Below are 17,302 nucleotides of genomic sequence, written 5' to 3'. Positions count from 1 at the left end.
AGGTCTGGGTTATGGTCGGGCCTATGGCGGGGTCGTGGAGAGCACCACGAGGGTCCATCGCGTTCACCGGCGTGATGGGCCTCGTTGTGCTGTCCCTGCTCCTGTTCGGCCTCACTCCGGTGTGGAACGGCGCGGCTCCGGCCCACCCCGGGGGCACCTCTTCGAGCCCGGCGTGGACCCCGGGCGCGTCCGACGCGGGATTGACGAGCCTGCCGCCGCAGGCCACCAGCGTCCGTGAGCACCACGTGTTGTCGTTGTGGCCGCCACCGCACCGGCAGGGTGAGCACGCCCATCTGGCGCTGCTGCCCTCCCCGGGCGCCGACACCGACGCGATCCGCGATCCCCAGCAACTCGGGCACCGCACGGCGGGTTCCCGCAGCCCGCCGCTCGCCTAGCCGACGCCTTCACCTCCGCGACGCCTCCGGCCTGCGTGCCGTGAGGCCTGGCCGTGTGTGCCCACGGCCGTGGACGTCGCCGCGGGCGCCCCTGCCGAGAAAGGGGCGGCCCGCTCTCACCGGCGCGAGCTAGGAGCCGATCATGGCCGATATCAGATCAGTGCTGTACGACCAGTTCGCCGCCGCCTCCCCGCCGCACGCGGCCGTGCTGCCCGGCGGGCTGGTGGCGCTCGACCTCGGGACCGCCCGCACCCGCTCGTTGTCGTCCGACGGGAACGCCATCGTGGAGCGGCCCTCGGCGGTCGGCGGAACGGACCAGGTGCGTCCCCTCCGCCATGGCATGGTCGCCGACCCGGCGGCCTGCCTGCGGCTGGTGCGCCTGGCGCTGCGCGACACCGGGGTGGCCGGCGGGCGGGCGCTCGAACGCGTGCTGGCCGGCGTGCCGGTCGCGGCGACCCGCAGCGACCGCCGGGCGGTGCGCGCCGCGGTGTCCGAGGCCGCCGGGTGCGCGGTGACGCTGGTGGACGAGCCGCTGGCCGCGGCCGTCGGCGCCGGCCTGGACGTCACCGCGCCCTGCCTGCTGCTGGACGTGGGCGCCGGCGTCGTCGAGGCCGCCGCCATCCGCGACGGCGTGATCGCCGACGCCGCCGCGCTCCAGCTGGAGGTCACCACCCGCGCGGGGCTGCCGCCGTACGCGCTGGAGGGCGTCGTCGAGATGACCGCCGGGCTCGTGCGCCGGCTGCCCGAGAACCTGCGCCCGGCCGTGCGGGCGCGCGGGCTGGTCGTCACCGGCGGCGGCGCCCGGCAGGCGGAGCTGCTGCGCCGCCTGCACGCCGCGCTGCGCGTGCGGGTCGAAGCGGCGCAGGAGCCGCAGTACGCCACCATCCGCGGCCTGATGCGGCTGTGCCTGCTGCCGAACCCGGCGGCCCGCATCGCCCTCGGCCGCTGAGCTGCCACGTCAGCGTCTTCATCCCTTCCAGAAAGGACGTTTCACCATGACCGAGACCAGGGGCACCTCCCACCTCAGCAGCGTGCAGCTGCAGGCCCTGCGGCAGGACCTTCAGGAGCAGCTGGAGCGCCGCAGCCGTCACGTGCTCGGCCTGCGGGCCGAGGCGGAGGACGGCAGCGGGGCCGACGACACCTGGCAGGAACTGCTCGTCACGCTCACCGCCGCCGACCGCGCCATCGCCGAGCTGACCCAGGCGCTGGAGCGGATCGAGACGGGCACGTACGGGCGCTGCGCCCGCTGCGAGGCCGGCATCCCGTTCGAGCGGCTGAAGATCCGGCCGCTGGCCCGCTACTGCATCGGCTGCCAGCGCCACGCCGAAGCCGCCTAGCGGAGTTCGCGGGGGAGCCCGGGGCCGGGCTCCCCCTTTCACGGGAGCTGTTCATGATCACATTGGATCGGCTGGTCAACGTGCTCGGCGGGTACGGCGTACGCCTGTGCGGCCGGCCGGAGACCCGCTCGGTACGGCTGCGCAGCGTCGCCATGCCCGATCCCGGCGACGACCGGGTCACGGGCGACGTGCTGCTCGCCGTCGGGGCCTCCTCTGTGGCCGAGGCGGTGCGGTGGGCCGTGGCCGCGCGGGCCGCCGTGGTCGTCGTGCGCGGGCGGGCCCCCGCGGCCCTCGACGACCAGGGCCCGGCCGTGCTGCTCGCCGACCCGTCGGTGTCGTGGAGCCAGCTGGCGGGCGTGGTCTACGGGCTGGTGCTGGAAGGGCGGGAGACGGCGGCCGGGCGGGGCCCGACGGACCTGTTCGCGCTGGCCGACGCCCTGGCCGACCTGATCGGCGGTGCGGTGACCATCGAGGACGGGCTGTCGCGGGTGCTGGCCTACTCCCGTTCGCAGCAGGCCGGCGACCCGGCCCGGCTGGAGACCATCCTCGTCCGGCAGGTGCCCGACCGGCTGCACGAGTTGTTCCGGGCGCGCGGGGTGTTCGCCCGGCTGGAGGCGAGCGACGAGCCGGTGTTCGTCGAGCCGGACCCCGGCAACGGCCTGACCGGGCGGATGGCGGTGGCGGTGCGCGCGGGCCGTGAGCTGCTCGGCTCCGTCTGGGTGACCTGCGACCGCCCGCTGACCGGGGCACGGCTGGGCGCGCTGGCCGACGGCGCCCGTACGGTGGCGCTGCACCTGCTGCGCTCGCGGGCGAGCGCCGACCTGGAGCGGCAGGTGGAGTCGGACCTGGTCGTCCGCCTGCTGGAGGGCACGCCGGACGCCGCGACGGTGCTCAGCCAGCTCGGGCTGGCCCCGAGCACCATGCGCGTGGTCGCCGTCCGCGCCCACGCCGACGAGCAGGCCGCCCTGCTGCTGACCTTCGAGCGGGCCACCGACGGCTTCGGCTGGTCCAGGCCGGGACGCAGTGCCCTGCTGGGCACCACGCTCTACACGATCCTGCCCGCCGAGCAGGCGGACACGGCGCGCGACTGGGTGGCGGGCCTGCGGGCCGGGCTGCCGCCGCACGTGGGGATCACGGCGGGGATCAGCGCCCCCGCCGCGACGGCCGAGCTGCCGGCCGGGCGGCAGGAGGCCGACGAGTGTCTCGCCCTGCACGAGGCCGGGCCGCGCGCCGTGCCGCCCGCCTACGACGAGTCGTGGGACGACGTCCTGCTGCGGCGGTTGCGCGCGGCCGCCCGGACGGGCCGGACCCCAGCGCGCAGCCCGGTCAGCGAGCTGCGCCGGCACGACGCCCGCCACGCCACCCACTTCGTGCCCACGCTGCGTGCCTGGCTGGAGGCCCAGGGCGACCTGACCGTGGCCGCCGAACGGCTCGGCGTGCACCCCAACACCGTCCGCAACCGGATGCGCAAGATGGCCGAGGTCACCCCGCTGGACCTGGACGACGCCCGCAAACGCCTGGCCATGATCATCACGCTGGCGGCGTACGAGGTGTAGCGGGCGTACAAGATCGGCGCGGCGATTGTCGGATGCGTACAGCGGCTTGTGACGCCGAGCGGGCCATCCTGGCATGGAATGTCGTATTCAGGAGGTCGGGCATGGGCATCGGTGAGTGGCCGCGATCGGTGGTCGTGGTCGGCGCGGGCATCGTGGGGCTGTCCACCGCGTGGTTCCTGCAGGAGCGCGGGGTCAAGGTCGACGTGGTCGACCGCGGCGGCGTGGCGGCGGGCGCGTCCTGGGGCAACGCCGGATGGATCGCCCCCGGGCTGGCCATCCCGCTGAACGAGCCCTCCGTCCTGCGGTACGGGCTGCGCTCGCTGCTGAGCCCGTCCGCGCCGCTGCACGTGCCGGCGAGCCTCGACCCGGGGTTGTGGGCGTTCCTCGCGCGCTTCGCCGCCAACTGCCGCTGGCCGTCGTGGACCCGCGCCGTCCGCGCCAACCTGCCGCTCAACGAGGACAGCGTCGAGGCGTACGAGGTGCTCGCCGCGAGCGGCGTGGCCGCGCCGGTCGAGCAGGCGCCGATCACGGCGGCCTTCCGCACGCCGCGCCAGGCCGAGGGCCTGCTGCGCGAGCTGCGCCGGCTGGCCGAGGCCGGGCAGCACGTCGAGCACACCGTGCTGGACCGGCTGGCCGAGCACGTGCCGCTCGCCTCCGGCGCGCTGCGGACGGGCGTGCGGATCGACGGCCAGCGCTACGTCGACCCGGGCGGCTTCGTCCACGCCCTGGGCAGGGCCGTCATGTCCCGCGGCGCCACCGTCTACGCCTTCGAGGTGGACGACGTGCGCACCGACGGCAAGAAGGTCATCGTGCTCTCCCGCAAGGGCACCACCCTGTCCGCCGACGCCGTGGTGCTGGCCACCGGGGCGTGGCTGCCGCGGCTGGCCCGCCGGTGGGGTGTGCGGACCCAGGTGCGCGCGGGGCGCGGCTACTCCTTCACCGTGCCGGTCGACCGGCCCGTGCCCGGCCCGATCTACCTGCCGGACGTGCGGGTCGCGTGCACGCCGTACCAGGGCGGGCTGCGCGTGGCGGGCACCATGGAGTTCCGCGGCCCGGACGACCCGCTCGTCCCGGCCCGGATGGAGGCCGTCATCGCCTCCGCCCGCCCGCTGCTGGACGGCGTGCGCTGGGACGAGCGCACCGACGCGTGGGTCGGCCCCCGGCCCGTCACTCCCGACGGGCGGCCGCTGGTCGGCGCGACGAAGGCGCCCGGGATCTACGTGGCCGGCGGGCACGGCATGTGGGGCCTGGCCCACGGCCCGGCCACCGGGCGGCTGCTCGCCGAGCAGATCACCACCGGCAAGCAGCCCGCCGAACTGCGGGACTTCGACCCGCTGCGCTGACCCTTCCTTCGGGGCGGAACAGTCACACCGAACACGTCACACGTCGTTCGGCGGTCGTATCTTGACTGGTTCCAGAAAGTGGGACAGTCTTTGGGCCGTGGCCACGACCTCGGACTACCAGCAGATGTTGCGCGGGGCCGCCTTACGGGTGACCCGTCCTCGGGTGGCGGTGCTGGGTGCGGTGCACGCACTGCCGCACGCCGACACGGACTCGATCATCCGTGAGGTGCGCCGCGAGCTGCCCGAGGTGTCGCACCAGGCCGTGTACGACTCGTTGCACACACTGACGGCCGCGGGCCTGGTGCGGCGCATACAGCCCTCCGGCTCGGTGGCTCGCTACGAGTCGCGTGTCGGCGACAACCACCACCACGTCGTGTGCCGGTCGTGCGGTGTGGTCGCCGACGTCGACTGCGCGGTCGGCCACGCGCCCTGCCTGACCGCGTCCGACGACCACGGTTTCACCATCGACGAGGCCGAGGTCGTCTACTGGGGCCTGTGCTCCGACTGTTCCACCACCAGCAGTGCCTGAGCTGCGTGAACCCCTGAATACGGAAGGATTCCATGTCCGAGAACCATGAGGCGATCGTCACAGACCCGAAGCCGGAGGAGGCAGGCGGCTGCCCGGTCGCGCACGGGCGCGCGCTGCACCCGACGCAGGGCGGAGGAAACCGTCAGTGGTGGCCGGAACGGCTCAACCTGAAGATCCTCGCCAAGAACCCGGCCGTGGCGAACCCGTTCGGCGAGGACTTCGACTACGCCGAGGCGTTCAAGAGCCTCGACCTCGCGGCCGTGAAGCGGGACCTCGCGGAGGTCATGACGACCTCGCAGGACTGGTGGCCGGCGGACTTCGGCCACTACGGCCCGTTCATGATCCGGATGGCGTGGCACAGCGCGGGCACGTACCGGATCAGTGACGGGCGCGGTGGCGCGGGGGCCGGGCAGCAGCGGTTCGCGCCGCTCAACAGCTGGCCCGACAACGGCAACCTGGACAAGGCCCGCCGCCTGCTCTGGCCGGTCAAGAAGAAGTACGGCAAGAACATCTCGTGGGCCGACCTGATGATCCTGGCCGGCAACGTCGCCCTGGAGACGATGGGCTTCAAGACCTTCGGCTACGCCGGCGGCCGTGAGGACGTCTGGGAGTCGGAGGAGGACGTCTACTGGGGCCCCGAGACCACCTGGCTGGGCGACCAGCGCTACAGCGGTGACCGGGAGCTGGAGAACCCGCTCGCCGCGGTCCAGATGGGCCTCATCTACGTCAACCCCGAGGGCCCGAACGGCACCCCGGACCCGCTGGCCGCGGCCCGCGACATCCGCGAGACGTTCCGCCGGATGGCGATGAACGACGAGGAGACGGTCGCCCTGATCGCGGGCGGTCACACGTTCGGCAAGACCCACGGCGCGGGCCCGTCGGACCACGTCGGCCCCGACCCCGAGGCCGCCCCGATCGAGCAGCAGGGCTTCGGCTGGCGCAACAGCTTCGGCACCGGCAAGGGCGGCGACACGATCACCAGCGGTCTGGAGGGCATCTGGACCTCCACCCCGACCCGGTGGAGCAACGGCTTCTTCGAGAACCTCTACGCCTACGAGTGGGAGCTCACCAAGAGCCCCGCGGGCGCGTGGCAGTGGACGCCGAAGGACGGCGCCGGCGCCGGCACCGTGCCCGACGCGCACGACCCGTCGAAGAGCCACGCCCCGACGATGCTCACGACCGACCTCGCGCTGCGCATGGACCCGATCTACGACCAGATCTCCCGGCGCTTCAAGGACAACCCGGAGGAGTTCGCCGACGCCTTCGCGCGCGCGTGGTTCAAGCTGACCCACCGCGACATGGGCCCGGTCGTGCGCTACCTCGGCCCGGAGGTCCCGAGCGAGGTGCTGCTGTGGCAGGACCCGCTGCCCGAGCGGACCTACGAGCTCATCGACGCCGACGACATCGCCGCGCTCAAGGCCCAGATCCTGGCCTCGGGCCTGACGGTGTCGCAGCTCGTCTCGACGGCGTGGGCGTCGGCCTCGACGTTCCGCGGCAGCGACAAGCGCGGCGGCGCCAACGGCGCCCGCATCCGCCTGGAGCCGCAGAACGGCTGGGAGGTCAACGACCCCGACCAGCTCCGCACGGTGCTGCGCACCCTTGAGGGCATCCAGCAGTCCTTCAACGCCGCCCAGACCGGCGGCAAGCAGGTCTCGCTGGCCGACCTGATCGTGCTGGCGGGCAGCGCGGCGGTCGAGCAGGCCGCCAAGGACGCCGGTTACTCCGTCGCGGTGCCGTTCACGCCGGGCCGGGTGGACGCCGCGCAGGACGAGACGGACGTCGAGTCGTTCGCGGCGCTGGAGCCGACCTCCGACGGCTTCCGCAACTACGTCGGCAAGGGCCACCGCCTGCCGGCCGAGTACCTGCTGCTCGACCGGGCCAACCTGCTGACCCTGAGCGCCCCCGAGATGACGGTGCTCGTCGGCGGCCTGCGCGTGCTGGGCGCGAACTACAAGCAGTCCCCGCACGGCGTCCTCACCGAGGCCCCCGGCCGGCTGACGAACGACTTCTTCGTCAACCTGCTCGACCTGGGCATCGAGTGGAAGGCGACGTCGCCGGACTCGACCACGTTCGAGGCCCGCGACGCCTCCACCGGTGAGGTGAAGTGGACCGGCACCCGGGCCGACCTGGTCTTCGGGTCGAACTCCGAGCTGCGCGCGCTCGCCGAGGTCTACGCCAGCGACGACGCCAAGGAGAAGTTCGTGAAGGACTTCGTCGACGCGTGGGTCAAGGTCATGAACCTCGACCGGTTCGACCTGGTCTGATCACGGTCTGATCATGTGAGCGTCCGGGCCGGCCGACGCCGGCCCGGACGTCTCATTTGCGGCGGCACTGCGGGCACAGGCCCCAGAACGTGACGTCGGCCTCGTCGACCAGGTAGCCGCCGTCGTCGACCGGCTCCAGGCAGCCCGGCTGCCCGACGGCGCAGTCGACGTCCTTGACCGCCCCGCACGCGCGGCACACCAGGTGGTGGTGGTTGTCGCCGACGCGGCGCTCGTAGCGGGCGGGGCTGCCGGCCGGTTCGATGCGGCGCACGAGGCCGGCCGCGGTGAGCGCGTGCAGGGCCTCGTAGACGGCCTGGAGCGAGACGTGGCCCACGCGGTCGCGCACGCCGGAGGCGATCGTCTCGGCGTCGAGGTGGTCACCGTCGCGGACGGTCTCCAGCAGCGCGACCCGGGCGGCCGTCACCCGAAGGCCGGCGCCGCGCAACTCCTCGGCGATGGTCGGGGATGCGGTCATGGCACGGCACCTGCCTTCGTCGAACGCGAACGGTCAGGACAATAAATATCCCAAAATCACCAGTGGACGGGTAACGCCTACCGCGCGCGGGCACCGTCAAACCGCGGGAGCCGTCAGCCGATCAGCCCGGCGTCGTGGGCCTGCTCGATGGCCGCGAGCGTGGAGGCCAGGTGTTGCAGCGTCAGATCGAGGATCGCGGCCTCGTCGCCGTCGCGGTAGAGCACGATCAGCTGCTTGTGCTCGGCGTTGGCCTCCGGCACCTGCAACGGGCGCGCCTCCAGGGAGAGGCTGACGTACGGCGCGGCGCTGTCGCGCAGCCCGGCCAGGATGCCCGCCAGCCGGCTGCCGTCCTCCAACTCGCTGAAGATCGCGTGGAAGCGGCGGTTGAGGTCGACCCACGCCCCGAGGTCGGTCTCAGTCTCCATGGCCTGCTGGAGCTGCTCGGCCTCGGCGAGCTGGGCGTCGCCGACGGAGGCGATCATCCGCCGCACCATGAGCGGCTCCAGCGTCATGCGCAGCTCGTAGATCTCACGCACTTCGGCGATGTCGAGCGGTCGCACCACGGCGCCCTTGTGCGGGTCCATGACGACCAGGCCCTCGGTGGCGAGGTCGCGCAGCGCCTCGCGGACGGGAGTCGTGCTGACGCCCAGCTCGGCTGCCAGCTCGGCCTGCACCAGCCGGGTGCCGCCCTTGAGCGTGCCGCCGAGGATCGCCGAGCGCAGCGTGGTCAGGACGTACTCGTGCGCGGTGCGCGACCGGTTGGCTGTCGCGAACCTGCCAAGCGCCACTCTTCCTCCTCTATCCGGATTCGCATCCGACTGTAGAGCCTGGCGCCCCCGCTCCGCGCGCCGCGAACTCCGCCCGCAGCCGCTCCCGCGGAACGCCGAGCGCGAGCAGCGAGCCGAGCAGGATGCGTGACTTGCGCGCGTCGAGGAACCCGGCGGGGATCGCCCCGCGCGCGATGAGGTCGCGCTCGGACCCGGGGAAACCGTACGTCCGGCAGGCCGTGCTCCCCGCACCGGTGCGGCTGGCCAGCACCACGGGGACGCGCGCGGCCGAGACGGTCTCGGCGAGCGCGGCCGGCACGTGGCCGACGCCGAACCCGGCCAGCACGACGCCGTCGTACTCGGCGGTGGCGTGGGCGAGCAGGGCGCCGTCGTCGTCGAAGCAGGTCTCCACCATGGCCACGCGCGGCCGCGGCCGATCCTCCGGCGGCAGCGGCAGCGCCGGATGCCGGGGCACCGGGTTGCCGTAGTGGACGCCGCCCTCGAAGAGGTGGCCGAGCGCGCCGAAGCCCGGCGAGGCGAACGCCTGCACGGCGCTGGTGTGGATCTTGCGGACCCGGCAGGCGGCGTGCACGGTGTCGTTCAGCACGACGAGCGCGCCGAGCCCGCGCGAGGCCGGGTCGGCGGCGGTGGTGACGGCGGCGTAGAGGTTGGCCGGGCCGTCGGGGCCCGGCGCCGTCGGGTTGCGCATCGCGCCGGTCACGACCAGCGGCTCCTCCCGGTCCCAGTGCAGGTCCAGGAAGTACGCCGTCTCCTCGATGGTGTCGGTGCCCTGCACGACGACGGCCCCCGCCGCCCCGGCCCGTACGGCGTCGCCCGCCCAGGCCAGGCAGCGGCGCATGTCGGCGGCGCCGAGCGAGGCCCCCGGCGCGGTGGCCAGTGTGGTCACGGCCAGGTCGGCGGCCTCTGCGAGCCCCGGGACCGCCGAGACCAGGTCGGCGGCGGTGAGTGAGGGCCGGACCCCGCCGGAGCCGTTGCCGGTCATCGTGATCGTGCCGCCGAGAGAGGCGAGCGCCACGGGGGGTCTGCTCATTTGCCGGGTTCCTCCATCTTGACGTCGTGCATCATGCATTTTATAGGATGCAGCATCATTACAGACGGGGGGCGTTTCCAGGAAGGGCGGAACCGAAACATGTCCGAAACACAAGCCCGGAGACCTCGACTGGAACAGCCGGGAAGCGCGCGGTTGACCACGACCGTCGCGCTGATCAGCCTCGTCGTGCTGGCCGGGTCGTACGTCGTCAACGCCATGGACCGGCAGGTCTTCTCCGTCCTGGTGCCCCACATCCGCGAGGAGTTCGGCTTCACCCTCGGCCAGGGCGGGCTGCTGGCCACGATCTTCACCCTGGGCATCGGCATCGCCGGCCTCCCGACCGGCTACCTGCTCGACCGGCTGTCCCGCAAGGCGGTCATGCTGCTCGGGATCGTCATCTACTCGGCGTTCACCGTGCTGACCGCGGCGTCGGTGAGCTTCTTCGACATGTTCGCCTACCGCGCGCTCTCCGGCGTCGGCGAGGCCATGCAGAACGCCGCCCTCTTCTCCGCCGTCGGCGCCTACTTCTTCGCCAACCGTGCCCTCGCCCTCGGCGCGCTCAACTTCGCCTACGGCGTCGGCAGCTTCTTCGGCCCGCTCTTCGGGGCGCACATGACGACCGCCACCGACGAGTGGCGCACGCCGTTCTGGGTCTACGGGGGCATCGGCTTCGGCTTCGTGCTGATCATTCTGGTCGGCATCTCGAAGAAGTTCACCGAGCAGCGCGACGGCGCCCGGGAGGAGACGCCGCGCAGCTACGACCACGTGCCGGCCGCGCTGTTCAACAAGAACCTGCTGCTGCTCGCGGTGACGGCCGTCGTCGTCGGCCTGGCGATGTACGGCTACCTCGGCCTCTACCCGACCTATCTGCAGGAGGAGCTCGGCCTGTCGACCGCTGACGCGGGGCTCGCGGTCAGCATGTTCGGCATCGGCGCCCTGGTCGGCCTGCCCGCCGGCTGGCTCGGCGACCGGCTCAACCAGCGCAACGTCATGATCGTCTCGCTGCTCGCCGGATCGGTGGTCGGCTGGCTGCTGTTCAACGGGCCCACCACCGCCGGCTGGCAGATCTTCCTGTCGTTCGCCGAGGGCGCCATCGCCAGCGGCTTCCTCTTCGTCAACATCTACTCGTCCATGCAGCGCGCGGTCCGGCCGGCCCTGATCGGCCGCGCCTCCGGTATGTACGTCGCCAGCTTCTACATCCCGGCGGCCATCGCCGGGTACCTGTTCTCGGCGCTGGTCGAGTCGACCGGCTGGGGCGGCGCCGGGCTCTGGCAGCTCGCCGTGCTCCCGCTCGCCGGCGTCGTCGCGCTGCTCTTCGTCGACGTCTCCAAGTTCAGCAACGCCCGCAGGGTGGAGGTTCACTGATGGTCAAGAAGTCCGGGCCGAAGCGCTGGCACGAGCAGCGCTGGCTGATCGACTCGATCCTGCGCACCGACGGTCTCGAATGGGACCAGCCGCGGGTGGCGTACACACTGCGGCCGATGGGGGTGGACGCGACCGCCGACTTCCAGGTGGCGCAGTCGCGCATCCACAAGTTCGCCGACATGACGCCGGTCTTCACCGAGCTGGCCGAACGGCGGCAGCGCCTCGCCGAGGAGGCCGAGCGCGACGGCCGCGACGTCACCGCCCGCGAGCACTACTTCCACGCGGCGCTGCTCTACGCCACCGCCGAGTGGCCGATCTGGGAGGACACCCCGTTCCTCGTCGAGCTGGACGACCGCAAGAACGCCTGCTACGCCGCCTACGGCCGGCTCGCCGACCACCGGGTGGAGCGGGTCGAGATCCCGTTCGGCGAGTCGTACATCCCGGCCTGGTTCCACCTGCCGCCCGGATACGACGGCGGCCCGCTGCCCACGGTCATCTCCTGCGGCGGCATGGACGCCGCCAAGGAGCTCAACGTCAACCTCTACGGCGACAAGTTCCTGCAGCGCGGCTTCGCCGTGCTGGCCTTCGACGGGCCGGGGCAGGGCGAGGCGCCCATCCGCGGGGTGAAGTTCACGCCCACCGCGTGGATCGAGGCCGGCGAGCGGATCATGGCGTGGTGCCGTGACCGGGCCGAGGTGGACGACGACCGGATCGTCGGGTTCGGATTGTCGTTCGGGTCGTACTGGATGTCGCAGATCGCCGCGACGCAACCGGGGCTGAAGGGAGCGGCGGTCGGGCTGGTGTGCCACGAGCCCGGCGGCCACATGATCTTCGAGATGGCCTCGCCCAGCTTCAAGGCCCGCTACATGTGGATGTCGGGGCTGGAGTACGACGAGGAGGCGTTCGACCGGATGGCGCAGGAGATCGACCTGCGCCCGCTGATGCCCCGGATGAGCGTGCCGTGGCTGGTCGTCGCGGGTGACGAGGACGAGCTGTCGCCCATGGAGCACAGCTACGACCTGGCCCGCCTCTCGCCCGCGCCCGCGCCGATGCTGGTCTACCAGCAGGGCCGGCACGCGTTGTCACTGCCCACCCCGTCGGTGGCGCTCGGGCCGAACTGGGTGACGTACGCCGCCGACTGGCTGCTCGACCGGACCAAGGATCTGCCGGCCGAGGACTACGTCGACTACGTGCTGCCCACCGGCCGGATCGAGCGCCGCCCGCACCCGAAGGAGAGCGCACGATGAGCCTGCCCGCGATCGAGCGCGGCACCACCGCCGTCGTCACCATCGACCTGCACCGCGGCCACCTCGACCCCGAGGTGGCGACGATGCCGCTGCCCGCCGACACCGCCGAGCGGGTCACCAAGGCCAACGCCCGGCTGCTGGCCGAGGTCAGGAGCCGGGGCGTGCCGGTCGTGCACGTCGTCACCTCCTACCGGTCGGTGGCGGAGATCGCCACGAACCCGTGGTGGGCGGCCGTGGCCGGCACCGACGCCACCCGGGCGAACGTGCTGCGCCACCAGGTGCCCGCCCTGGGGCTGATGCCCGAGGTGTACGACCCCGACCACGACCTGGTGGTCGACACCAAGAAACGCTACGACTGCTTCGCGGCCACCGACCTCGACCACGCGCTGCGCGCCCTCGGCGCGAGGACGCTGCTGCTCACCGGGGTCAACACCAACAGCTGCGTGCTGGCGACCACCGTCGCGGCCAACACCCGCGACTACGCGCCGGTGGTGGTCGAGGAGTGCGTCGACACGATGGACCCGGCCCTGCACGACGCCGCGCTGCGGGTGATCCGCCAGGCGTTCGGCTGGGTCGCCACGACCGAGGAGGTGCTCGCGGCACTGTGAGAACGATCGACGTCCACGCGCACGTCTTCCCGCCCGCCCTCGCCGAGGCGGCGCGGGCGGGCGACGCGCCCGACGGCATCCGCACCGAACGGGTGGACGGCCAGGAGTGGGTGGTCCACCGGCAGGGCTACCGCTACCCGCTGGCCCCGACCTTCCACGACGTCGAGGCGCGCCTGGCCGACATGGACGCCATGGGCGTCGACCTGGCCGTCCTGTCGCCGGCGCCGCCGCTGTTCCTCTACTGGAGCGACGAAGGAGTGGACGCGGCGCGCGCGGTCAACGACGCCGTGGCCGGCATGGTCGCGCAGGCGCCCGAGCGATTCGCCGGCCTGGCCACGCTGCCGATGAGCGACCCCGCCGCCGCCGTGGCCGAGCTGCGCCGCTGCGCGACCCTGGGCCTGCGCGGCGCGCAGATCGGCCCGCACGTCGAGGGCACGCCGCTCGACGACGCCGCGCTGCGGCCGGTGCTCGCCGCCGCCCAGGAGCTGCGGCTGCCGCTGACCATCCACCCCTACTACGTCGGCTCCACGCCGGGGCTGGACGACTTCTACCTGACGAACCTGCAGGGCAACCCGTGGCAGACGGCGCTGTGCGCGTCCCGGCTGATCTTCTCCGGCACGCTCGACGCGCTGCCCGAGCTCGACCTGGTGCTGGTGCACGGCGGCGGGCATCTGCCGTACCAGATCGGGCGGCTGGACCACGGGCGGCGGGTCAGGCCCGAGACCCAGGGCTGCCGTGAGCTGCCCAGCGCGTACCTGCGGCGCTTCCACTACGACACGCTGACCCACAGCAGCGCCGCGACCGGCTGGCTGATCGACCTGGTGGGCGCGGACCGCGTCATGTACGGCACCGACATGCCGTTCGACATGGGCGGCGGCCCGCTGGAGGTGGCAGACCCCGACGTCGCCCACCGCAACGCCGAACGGCTCTACGCGCTGAAGGAGGAGTCCGATGAGTGACCTGGTGCCGCTGCGCGTCGGCGGCGAGGACCGCCAGGCGGCCGACGGCGGCACGTTCGAGGTGCGCAACCCCGCCACCGGCGACCTGCTGTACGAGGTCGCGCACGCCACCCCCGCCGACGTGGACGACGCGGTGACCGCCGCGCGGCGGGCGTTCGAGGACGGGCGCTGGCGCGGCATGCCGGCCCGGCGCCGCGCCCGCGTGCTGAACCGGGCGGCGGAGCTGCTCGCCGAGCGCGTCGCCGACTACGCCCGGCTGGAGACCCTCCAGGTCGGCCGCCCGCTCCGGGAGATGCGGGCGCAGCTCGCCCGGCTGCCGGAGTGGCTGGAGTACTTCGGCGCGGTCGCGCAGACCACCGAGGGCAGCGTGCCCGACTTCGGCCCCGGCTACCTGAACGTGGTGCGCCGCCACCCGCTCGGCGTGGCCGGCCTGATCACGCCGTGGAACCACCCGCTGCTCATCACCATGAAGAAGCTCTCGGCCGCGCTCGCCGCGGGCAACTCGCTGGTGATCAAGCCGAGCGAGCTGGGGCCGGTCGTGCCGCGCGAGCTCGTGGTGCTGCTGGAGGAGGCGGGTGTGCCCGCGGGCGTGGTCAACGTGGTGACGGGCCTCGGCGCGACCACCGGGCGCGCGTTGTCGGAGCACTCCGGCCTGCAGAAATTGGACATCACCGGCGGCACGGAGACCGGCCGGGTCGTCGCCGCGAACGCCGGCCGGGCGCTGATCCCGGTCACCGCCGAGCTGGGCGGCAAGGCGCCGGTCGTCGTCTTCCCCGACGCCGACCTGGAGCGGGCGGTGGCCGGCGCGCTGTTCGCGTCGTTCATCGCCACCGGGCAGACGTGCGTGCAGGGCGCCCGGCTGCTGGTGCACCGCGACCGCTACGACGAGATCGTCACCGCGCTCACCGGGCGGACCAGGGCGCTGCGCCTCGGCGACCCGCTCGACCTCGCGACGCAGATCGGGCCGCTCGTCTCGCAGGCGCAGCGGACCAAGGTCGCCGAGGCGGTCGACCAGGCCCGCGCCCAGGGCGCGACGGTCCTGTGCGGCGGGCGCGCGCCCGACGGCCCCGGCTGGTTCTACGAGCCGACCGTGCTCGCCGACGTCACCCCCGACTGCGACATCTGGTACGACGAGGTCTTCGGCCCGGTCGTCGTGGCCGTGCCGTTCGACGACGAGGACGACGCGGTGGCCAAGGCGAACGACTCGCCGTTCGGGCTGGCCGCCTCCGTGTGGACCCGCGACGTGGCCCGCGCGCTGCGGGTCACCGAACGGCTGGACATCGGCATCGTCTGGATCAACGACCACCACCGCATCGACCCGGCCTCGCCGTGGGGCGGCACCAAGGACAGCGGCATCGGCTCGGAGAACGGCCTGGACGCCTACCGCTCCTACACCCGCGCCCAGAGCACGATCGTCAACACTGCGGACCAGCCCTTCGACTGGTTCGCCGGCACGGAGGAACTCAGGTACTCATGATCGACCTGCTCATCGAGGGCGGCACCGTGGTGACCCCCGAGGGCCGGCGGCGGGCGAACGTCGCCGTCCAGGACGGGGTGGTCGCCGGCGTCGGCCCCGGCCGTCCGGCCGCCAGGGAGGTCGTGGACGCCGCCGGCCTGCTGGTACTGCCCGGCGGCGTGGACACCCACGTCCACCTGATGGACCCCGGCAGCACCGAGCGCGAGGACTTCCCGACCGGCACCGCCGCCGCGGCGGCCTCCGGCGTCACCACGATTGTCGAGCACGCCCACGGCCGCCCGGTGCGCACGGCGGCCGACCTGGAGGACAAGCGGCGCTACCTGGAAGGCCGGTCGTCGGTCGACTACGGGCTGGCCGCGCACGCCTGGCCGGGCGAGACCGGCGAGCTGCCCGGACTGTGGGCGGCGGGCGTGACGTTCTTCAAGCTGTTCACCTGCACCACGCACGGCGTGCCCGGCCACGACGCGGCGGCGCTGAAGGAGCATCTGTCGGCCTCCGCGCGCATCGGCGGGGTCAGCCTGATGCACTGCGAGGACGAGTCGCTGACCGAGCACGCCGAACGGCTGCTGCGCGAGGAGGGCCGCGACGACGGCGGCATCCTGATCGACTGGCGCAACCGCGACGCCGAGCTGGTGGCCGCCGCGGTGGCCGCGCTGCTGGTCCGCCGGGCGGGGGCGCGGGCCGTCGTCGCGCACGTCAGCCACCCCGAGGTCGCCTCCTACGTGGCCGCCGAACGTGCCCGCGGCGCGCACCTGTCCGCCGAGTCGTGCCCGCAGTACTTCCTGCTGCGTGAGGACGAGGCGCTGAGCGAGGGCGCGCTGCGCAAGTTCACCCCGCCGGCCCGGGCCAGGACGGAACAGGACGAGGCGCACATGTGGCGGCTGCTGCGCGAGGGCACGCTGACCCACATGTCGACCGACCACGCCCCCTCCACGCTGGAGCAGAAGCGGGCCGGCGACATCTGGAACGTGCACTTCGGCCTGCCCGGCCTGGACAGCACCATGGCGCTGCTGCTGGACGCCGCCGCCCGCGGGCACCTGGCGTACGAGGACGTGGCCGCCGTCTACGCCGAGCGGCCCGCCAGGATCTACGGGTTGTGGCCGCGCAAGGGCCGGCTGGCGGCGGGCGCGGACGCCGACCTGGTCCTGGTGGACCCGCAGGCCCGCCGGACGCTGCGGAACGAGGACGTGATCTCCAAGGCGGGCTGGACGCCGTACCACGGGCGCGAGGTCACGGGACGGGTCGTCCGCACCTACCTGCGCGGCACCCTCGTCGCCGAGAACGGCCGGCCCTTGGACCTCCGCTCCGGCCGCTTCCTGCCGGGCGCCGGTGCCGTCGCCTGATCATCGACCGATGCCAAGCCGTGCCCGTCCTGGTACGGCGGGGCATCACGATGCGGGCATGAGTGATTCCACGCAGGGCGTCCAGCGGCTCGTCTTCGCCGGTCTGGTGGGGATGGCGCTGGCGACCCTCCTGGTGGTCGCGGCGTTCGTGATCGCGCCGCTCTATCCCGCGGACCGCTACTGCGGTCACTACACGGGCTGTCTCGGCAGGCTGGCGGCGGCGTCGGAACTGGTCTGGGACGTCGGGCGCTGGATCGCGGTGGTGCTGGCCTGGCCGCTGCTGCGCTTCGTGGGGGTGCGCCCGGCCTGGCCGGTCGCCCTGCTGGCCGTGCCCGTGCTGGTCGTGATCTGGTGGGTCGCGTCGGAGTCGTCGTTCCTCACCCGGCTCGGCCTGCTCCTGTGCAGCGGTGCGGTCGCGTACCCGGTGGCCGCGTGGCCGGCGGCCCGCTTCCGTCGCGGCGGATGATCAGTCCAGGACCACGGGCCAGGGCGTCGGGTCAGGGGGCGGTGGGTCATGGAAGGTCTCGCTCGTGGTAGGCAGGTCACGCGGCTTCAGGCCCACCCGTGCGGGATCAGGGGTGCGGGG

The 17,302-nt window shown here is 73.2% G+C and carries 17 protein-coding genes; 14 read left to right on the top strand and 3 right to left on the bottom strand.

From position 1 onward, the window contains the following. Window positions 1-23 precede the first annotated feature (23 nt). The 7 genes from C1J01_RS15240 (at window position 24) to katG (ending at window position 7,424) form a co-directional block, all read left to right on the top strand. Window positions 24-395 (top strand): hypothetical protein, encoded by a 372-nt coding sequence (locus C1J01_RS15240; protein ID WP_146615599.1) that lies wholly within the window; start codon window positions 24-26, stop codon window positions 393-395. Between the two features lie 142 nt (window positions 396-537). Beyond that, window positions 538-1,344 carry a rod shape-determining protein gene (locus C1J01_RS15235; protein ID WP_111179619.1) on the top strand — a complete coding sequence of 269 codons (807 nt, stop codon included), beginning with the start codon at window positions 538-540 and terminating at the stop codon, window positions 1,342-1,344. Between the two features lie 46 nt (window positions 1,345-1,390). Beyond that, a complete protein-coding gene (locus tag C1J01_RS15230) occupies window positions 1,391-1,732 on the top strand; it encodes a TraR/DksA family transcriptional regulator (protein WP_111179618.1) in 342 nt (113 codons plus the stop codon). Window positions 1,733-1,785: 53 nt separating this feature from the next. Next, entirely contained in the window at window positions 1,786-3,288 is a 1,503-nt protein-coding gene (locus tag C1J01_RS15225; RefSeq protein ID WP_111179617.1) for a PucR family transcriptional regulator, read from the top strand. Window positions 3,289-3,389: 101 nt separating this feature from the next. Next, window positions 3,390-4,631, top strand: coding sequence for an NAD(P)/FAD-dependent oxidoreductase (locus C1J01_RS15220; protein ID WP_111179616.1), 1,242 nt, complete (start codon window positions 3,390-3,392; stop codon window positions 4,629-4,631). Between the two features lie 124 nt (window positions 4,632-4,755). Continuing rightward, window positions 4,756-5,160 (top strand): Fur family transcriptional regulator, encoded by a 405-nt coding sequence (locus C1J01_RS15215; protein ID WP_438943119.1) that lies wholly within the window; start codon window positions 4,756-4,758, stop codon window positions 5,158-5,160. 32 nt (window positions 5,161-5,192) lie between these two features. Continuing rightward, the gene (gene katG, locus C1J01_RS15210; RefSeq protein WP_111179614.1) at window positions 5,193-7,424 is read left to right on the top strand and encodes a catalase/peroxidase HPI; all 2,232 of its coding nucleotides are present in this window, start codon (window positions 5,193-5,195) and stop codon (window positions 7,422-7,424) included. 52 nt (window positions 7,425-7,476) lie between these two features. Here the strand turns inward: katG and C1J01_RS15205 are convergent, their stop codons facing one another. The 3 genes from C1J01_RS15205 to C1J01_RS15195 all read right to left on the bottom strand — a co-directional run bounded on the left by C1J01_RS15205 (window position 7,477) and on the right by C1J01_RS15195 (window position 9,717). Further along, complete coding sequence (locus C1J01_RS15205; RefSeq protein WP_111179613.1) at window positions 7,477-7,899, bottom strand: Fur family transcriptional regulator; 423 nt, start codon at window positions 7,897-7,899, stop codon at window positions 7,477-7,479. 113 nt (window positions 7,900-8,012) lie between these two features. Then, window positions 8,013-8,687 carry a GntR family transcriptional regulator gene (locus tag C1J01_RS15200; RefSeq protein WP_111179612.1) on the bottom strand — a complete coding sequence of 225 codons (675 nt, stop codon included), beginning with the start codon at window positions 8,685-8,687 and terminating at the stop codon, window positions 8,013-8,015. 10 nt (window positions 8,688-8,697) lie between these two features. Beyond that, a complete protein-coding gene (locus C1J01_RS15195) occupies window positions 8,698-9,717 on the bottom strand; it encodes an asparaginase (protein WP_111179611.1) in 1,020 nt (339 codons plus the stop codon). A gap of 153 nt (window positions 9,718-9,870) precedes the next feature. On the opposite strand from C1J01_RS15195, the gene C1J01_RS15190 reads away from it, so the two are divergent. From C1J01_RS15190 to C1J01_RS15160, 7 genes are read left to right on the top strand one after another with little or no spacing between them, the layout of a single operon-like run. Further along, a complete protein-coding gene (locus C1J01_RS15190) occupies window positions 9,871-11,082 on the top strand; it encodes an MFS transporter (RefSeq protein WP_181448759.1) in 1,212 nt (403 codons plus the stop codon). Beyond that, the gene (locus C1J01_RS15185; protein ID WP_111179609.1) at window positions 11,082-12,329 is read left to right on the top strand and encodes an alpha/beta hydrolase family protein; all 1,248 of its coding nucleotides are present in this window, start codon (window positions 11,082-11,084) and stop codon (window positions 12,327-12,329) included. Before C1J01_RS15190 ends, C1J01_RS15185 begins: the two co-directional genes overlap by 1 nt. Next, window positions 12,326-12,937, top strand: a complete 612-nt coding sequence (locus tag C1J01_RS15180; RefSeq protein ID WP_111179608.1) for a cysteine hydrolase family protein — start codon at window positions 12,326-12,328, stop codon at window positions 12,935-12,937. The genes C1J01_RS15185 and C1J01_RS15180 overlap by 4 nt, the downstream gene beginning before the upstream one ends. Further along, a complete protein-coding gene (locus tag C1J01_RS15175) occupies window positions 12,934-13,896 on the top strand; it encodes an amidohydrolase family protein (RefSeq protein WP_181448758.1) in 963 nt (320 codons plus the stop codon). Before C1J01_RS15180 ends, C1J01_RS15175 begins: the two co-directional genes overlap by 4 nt. Further along, complete coding sequence (locus C1J01_RS15170; protein WP_111179606.1) at window positions 13,889-15,373, top strand: aldehyde dehydrogenase; 1,485 nt, start codon at window positions 13,889-13,891, stop codon at window positions 15,371-15,373. The genes C1J01_RS15175 and C1J01_RS15170 overlap by 8 nt, the downstream gene beginning before the upstream one ends. Further along, a complete protein-coding gene (locus C1J01_RS15165) occupies window positions 15,370-16,716 on the top strand; it encodes a dihydroorotase (protein ID WP_111179605.1) in 1,347 nt (448 codons plus the stop codon). Before C1J01_RS15170 ends, C1J01_RS15165 begins: the two co-directional genes overlap by 4 nt. A gap of 58 nt (window positions 16,717-16,774) precedes the next feature. Next, window positions 16,775-17,182 (top strand): hypothetical protein, encoded by a 408-nt coding sequence (locus C1J01_RS15160; RefSeq protein ID WP_111179604.1) that lies wholly within the window; start codon window positions 16,775-16,777, stop codon window positions 17,180-17,182. The last annotated feature ends 120 nt before the right edge of the window (window positions 17,183-17,302 follow it).

It is taken from the genome of Nonomuraea aridisoli (genome assembly GCF_003236395.1).
GTDB classification, from domain to species: Bacteria; Actinomycetota; Actinomycetes; order Streptosporangiales; family Streptosporangiaceae; genus Nonomuraea; species Nonomuraea aridisoli.
This window is presented reverse-complemented; position numbering and strand designations above follow the sequence as displayed.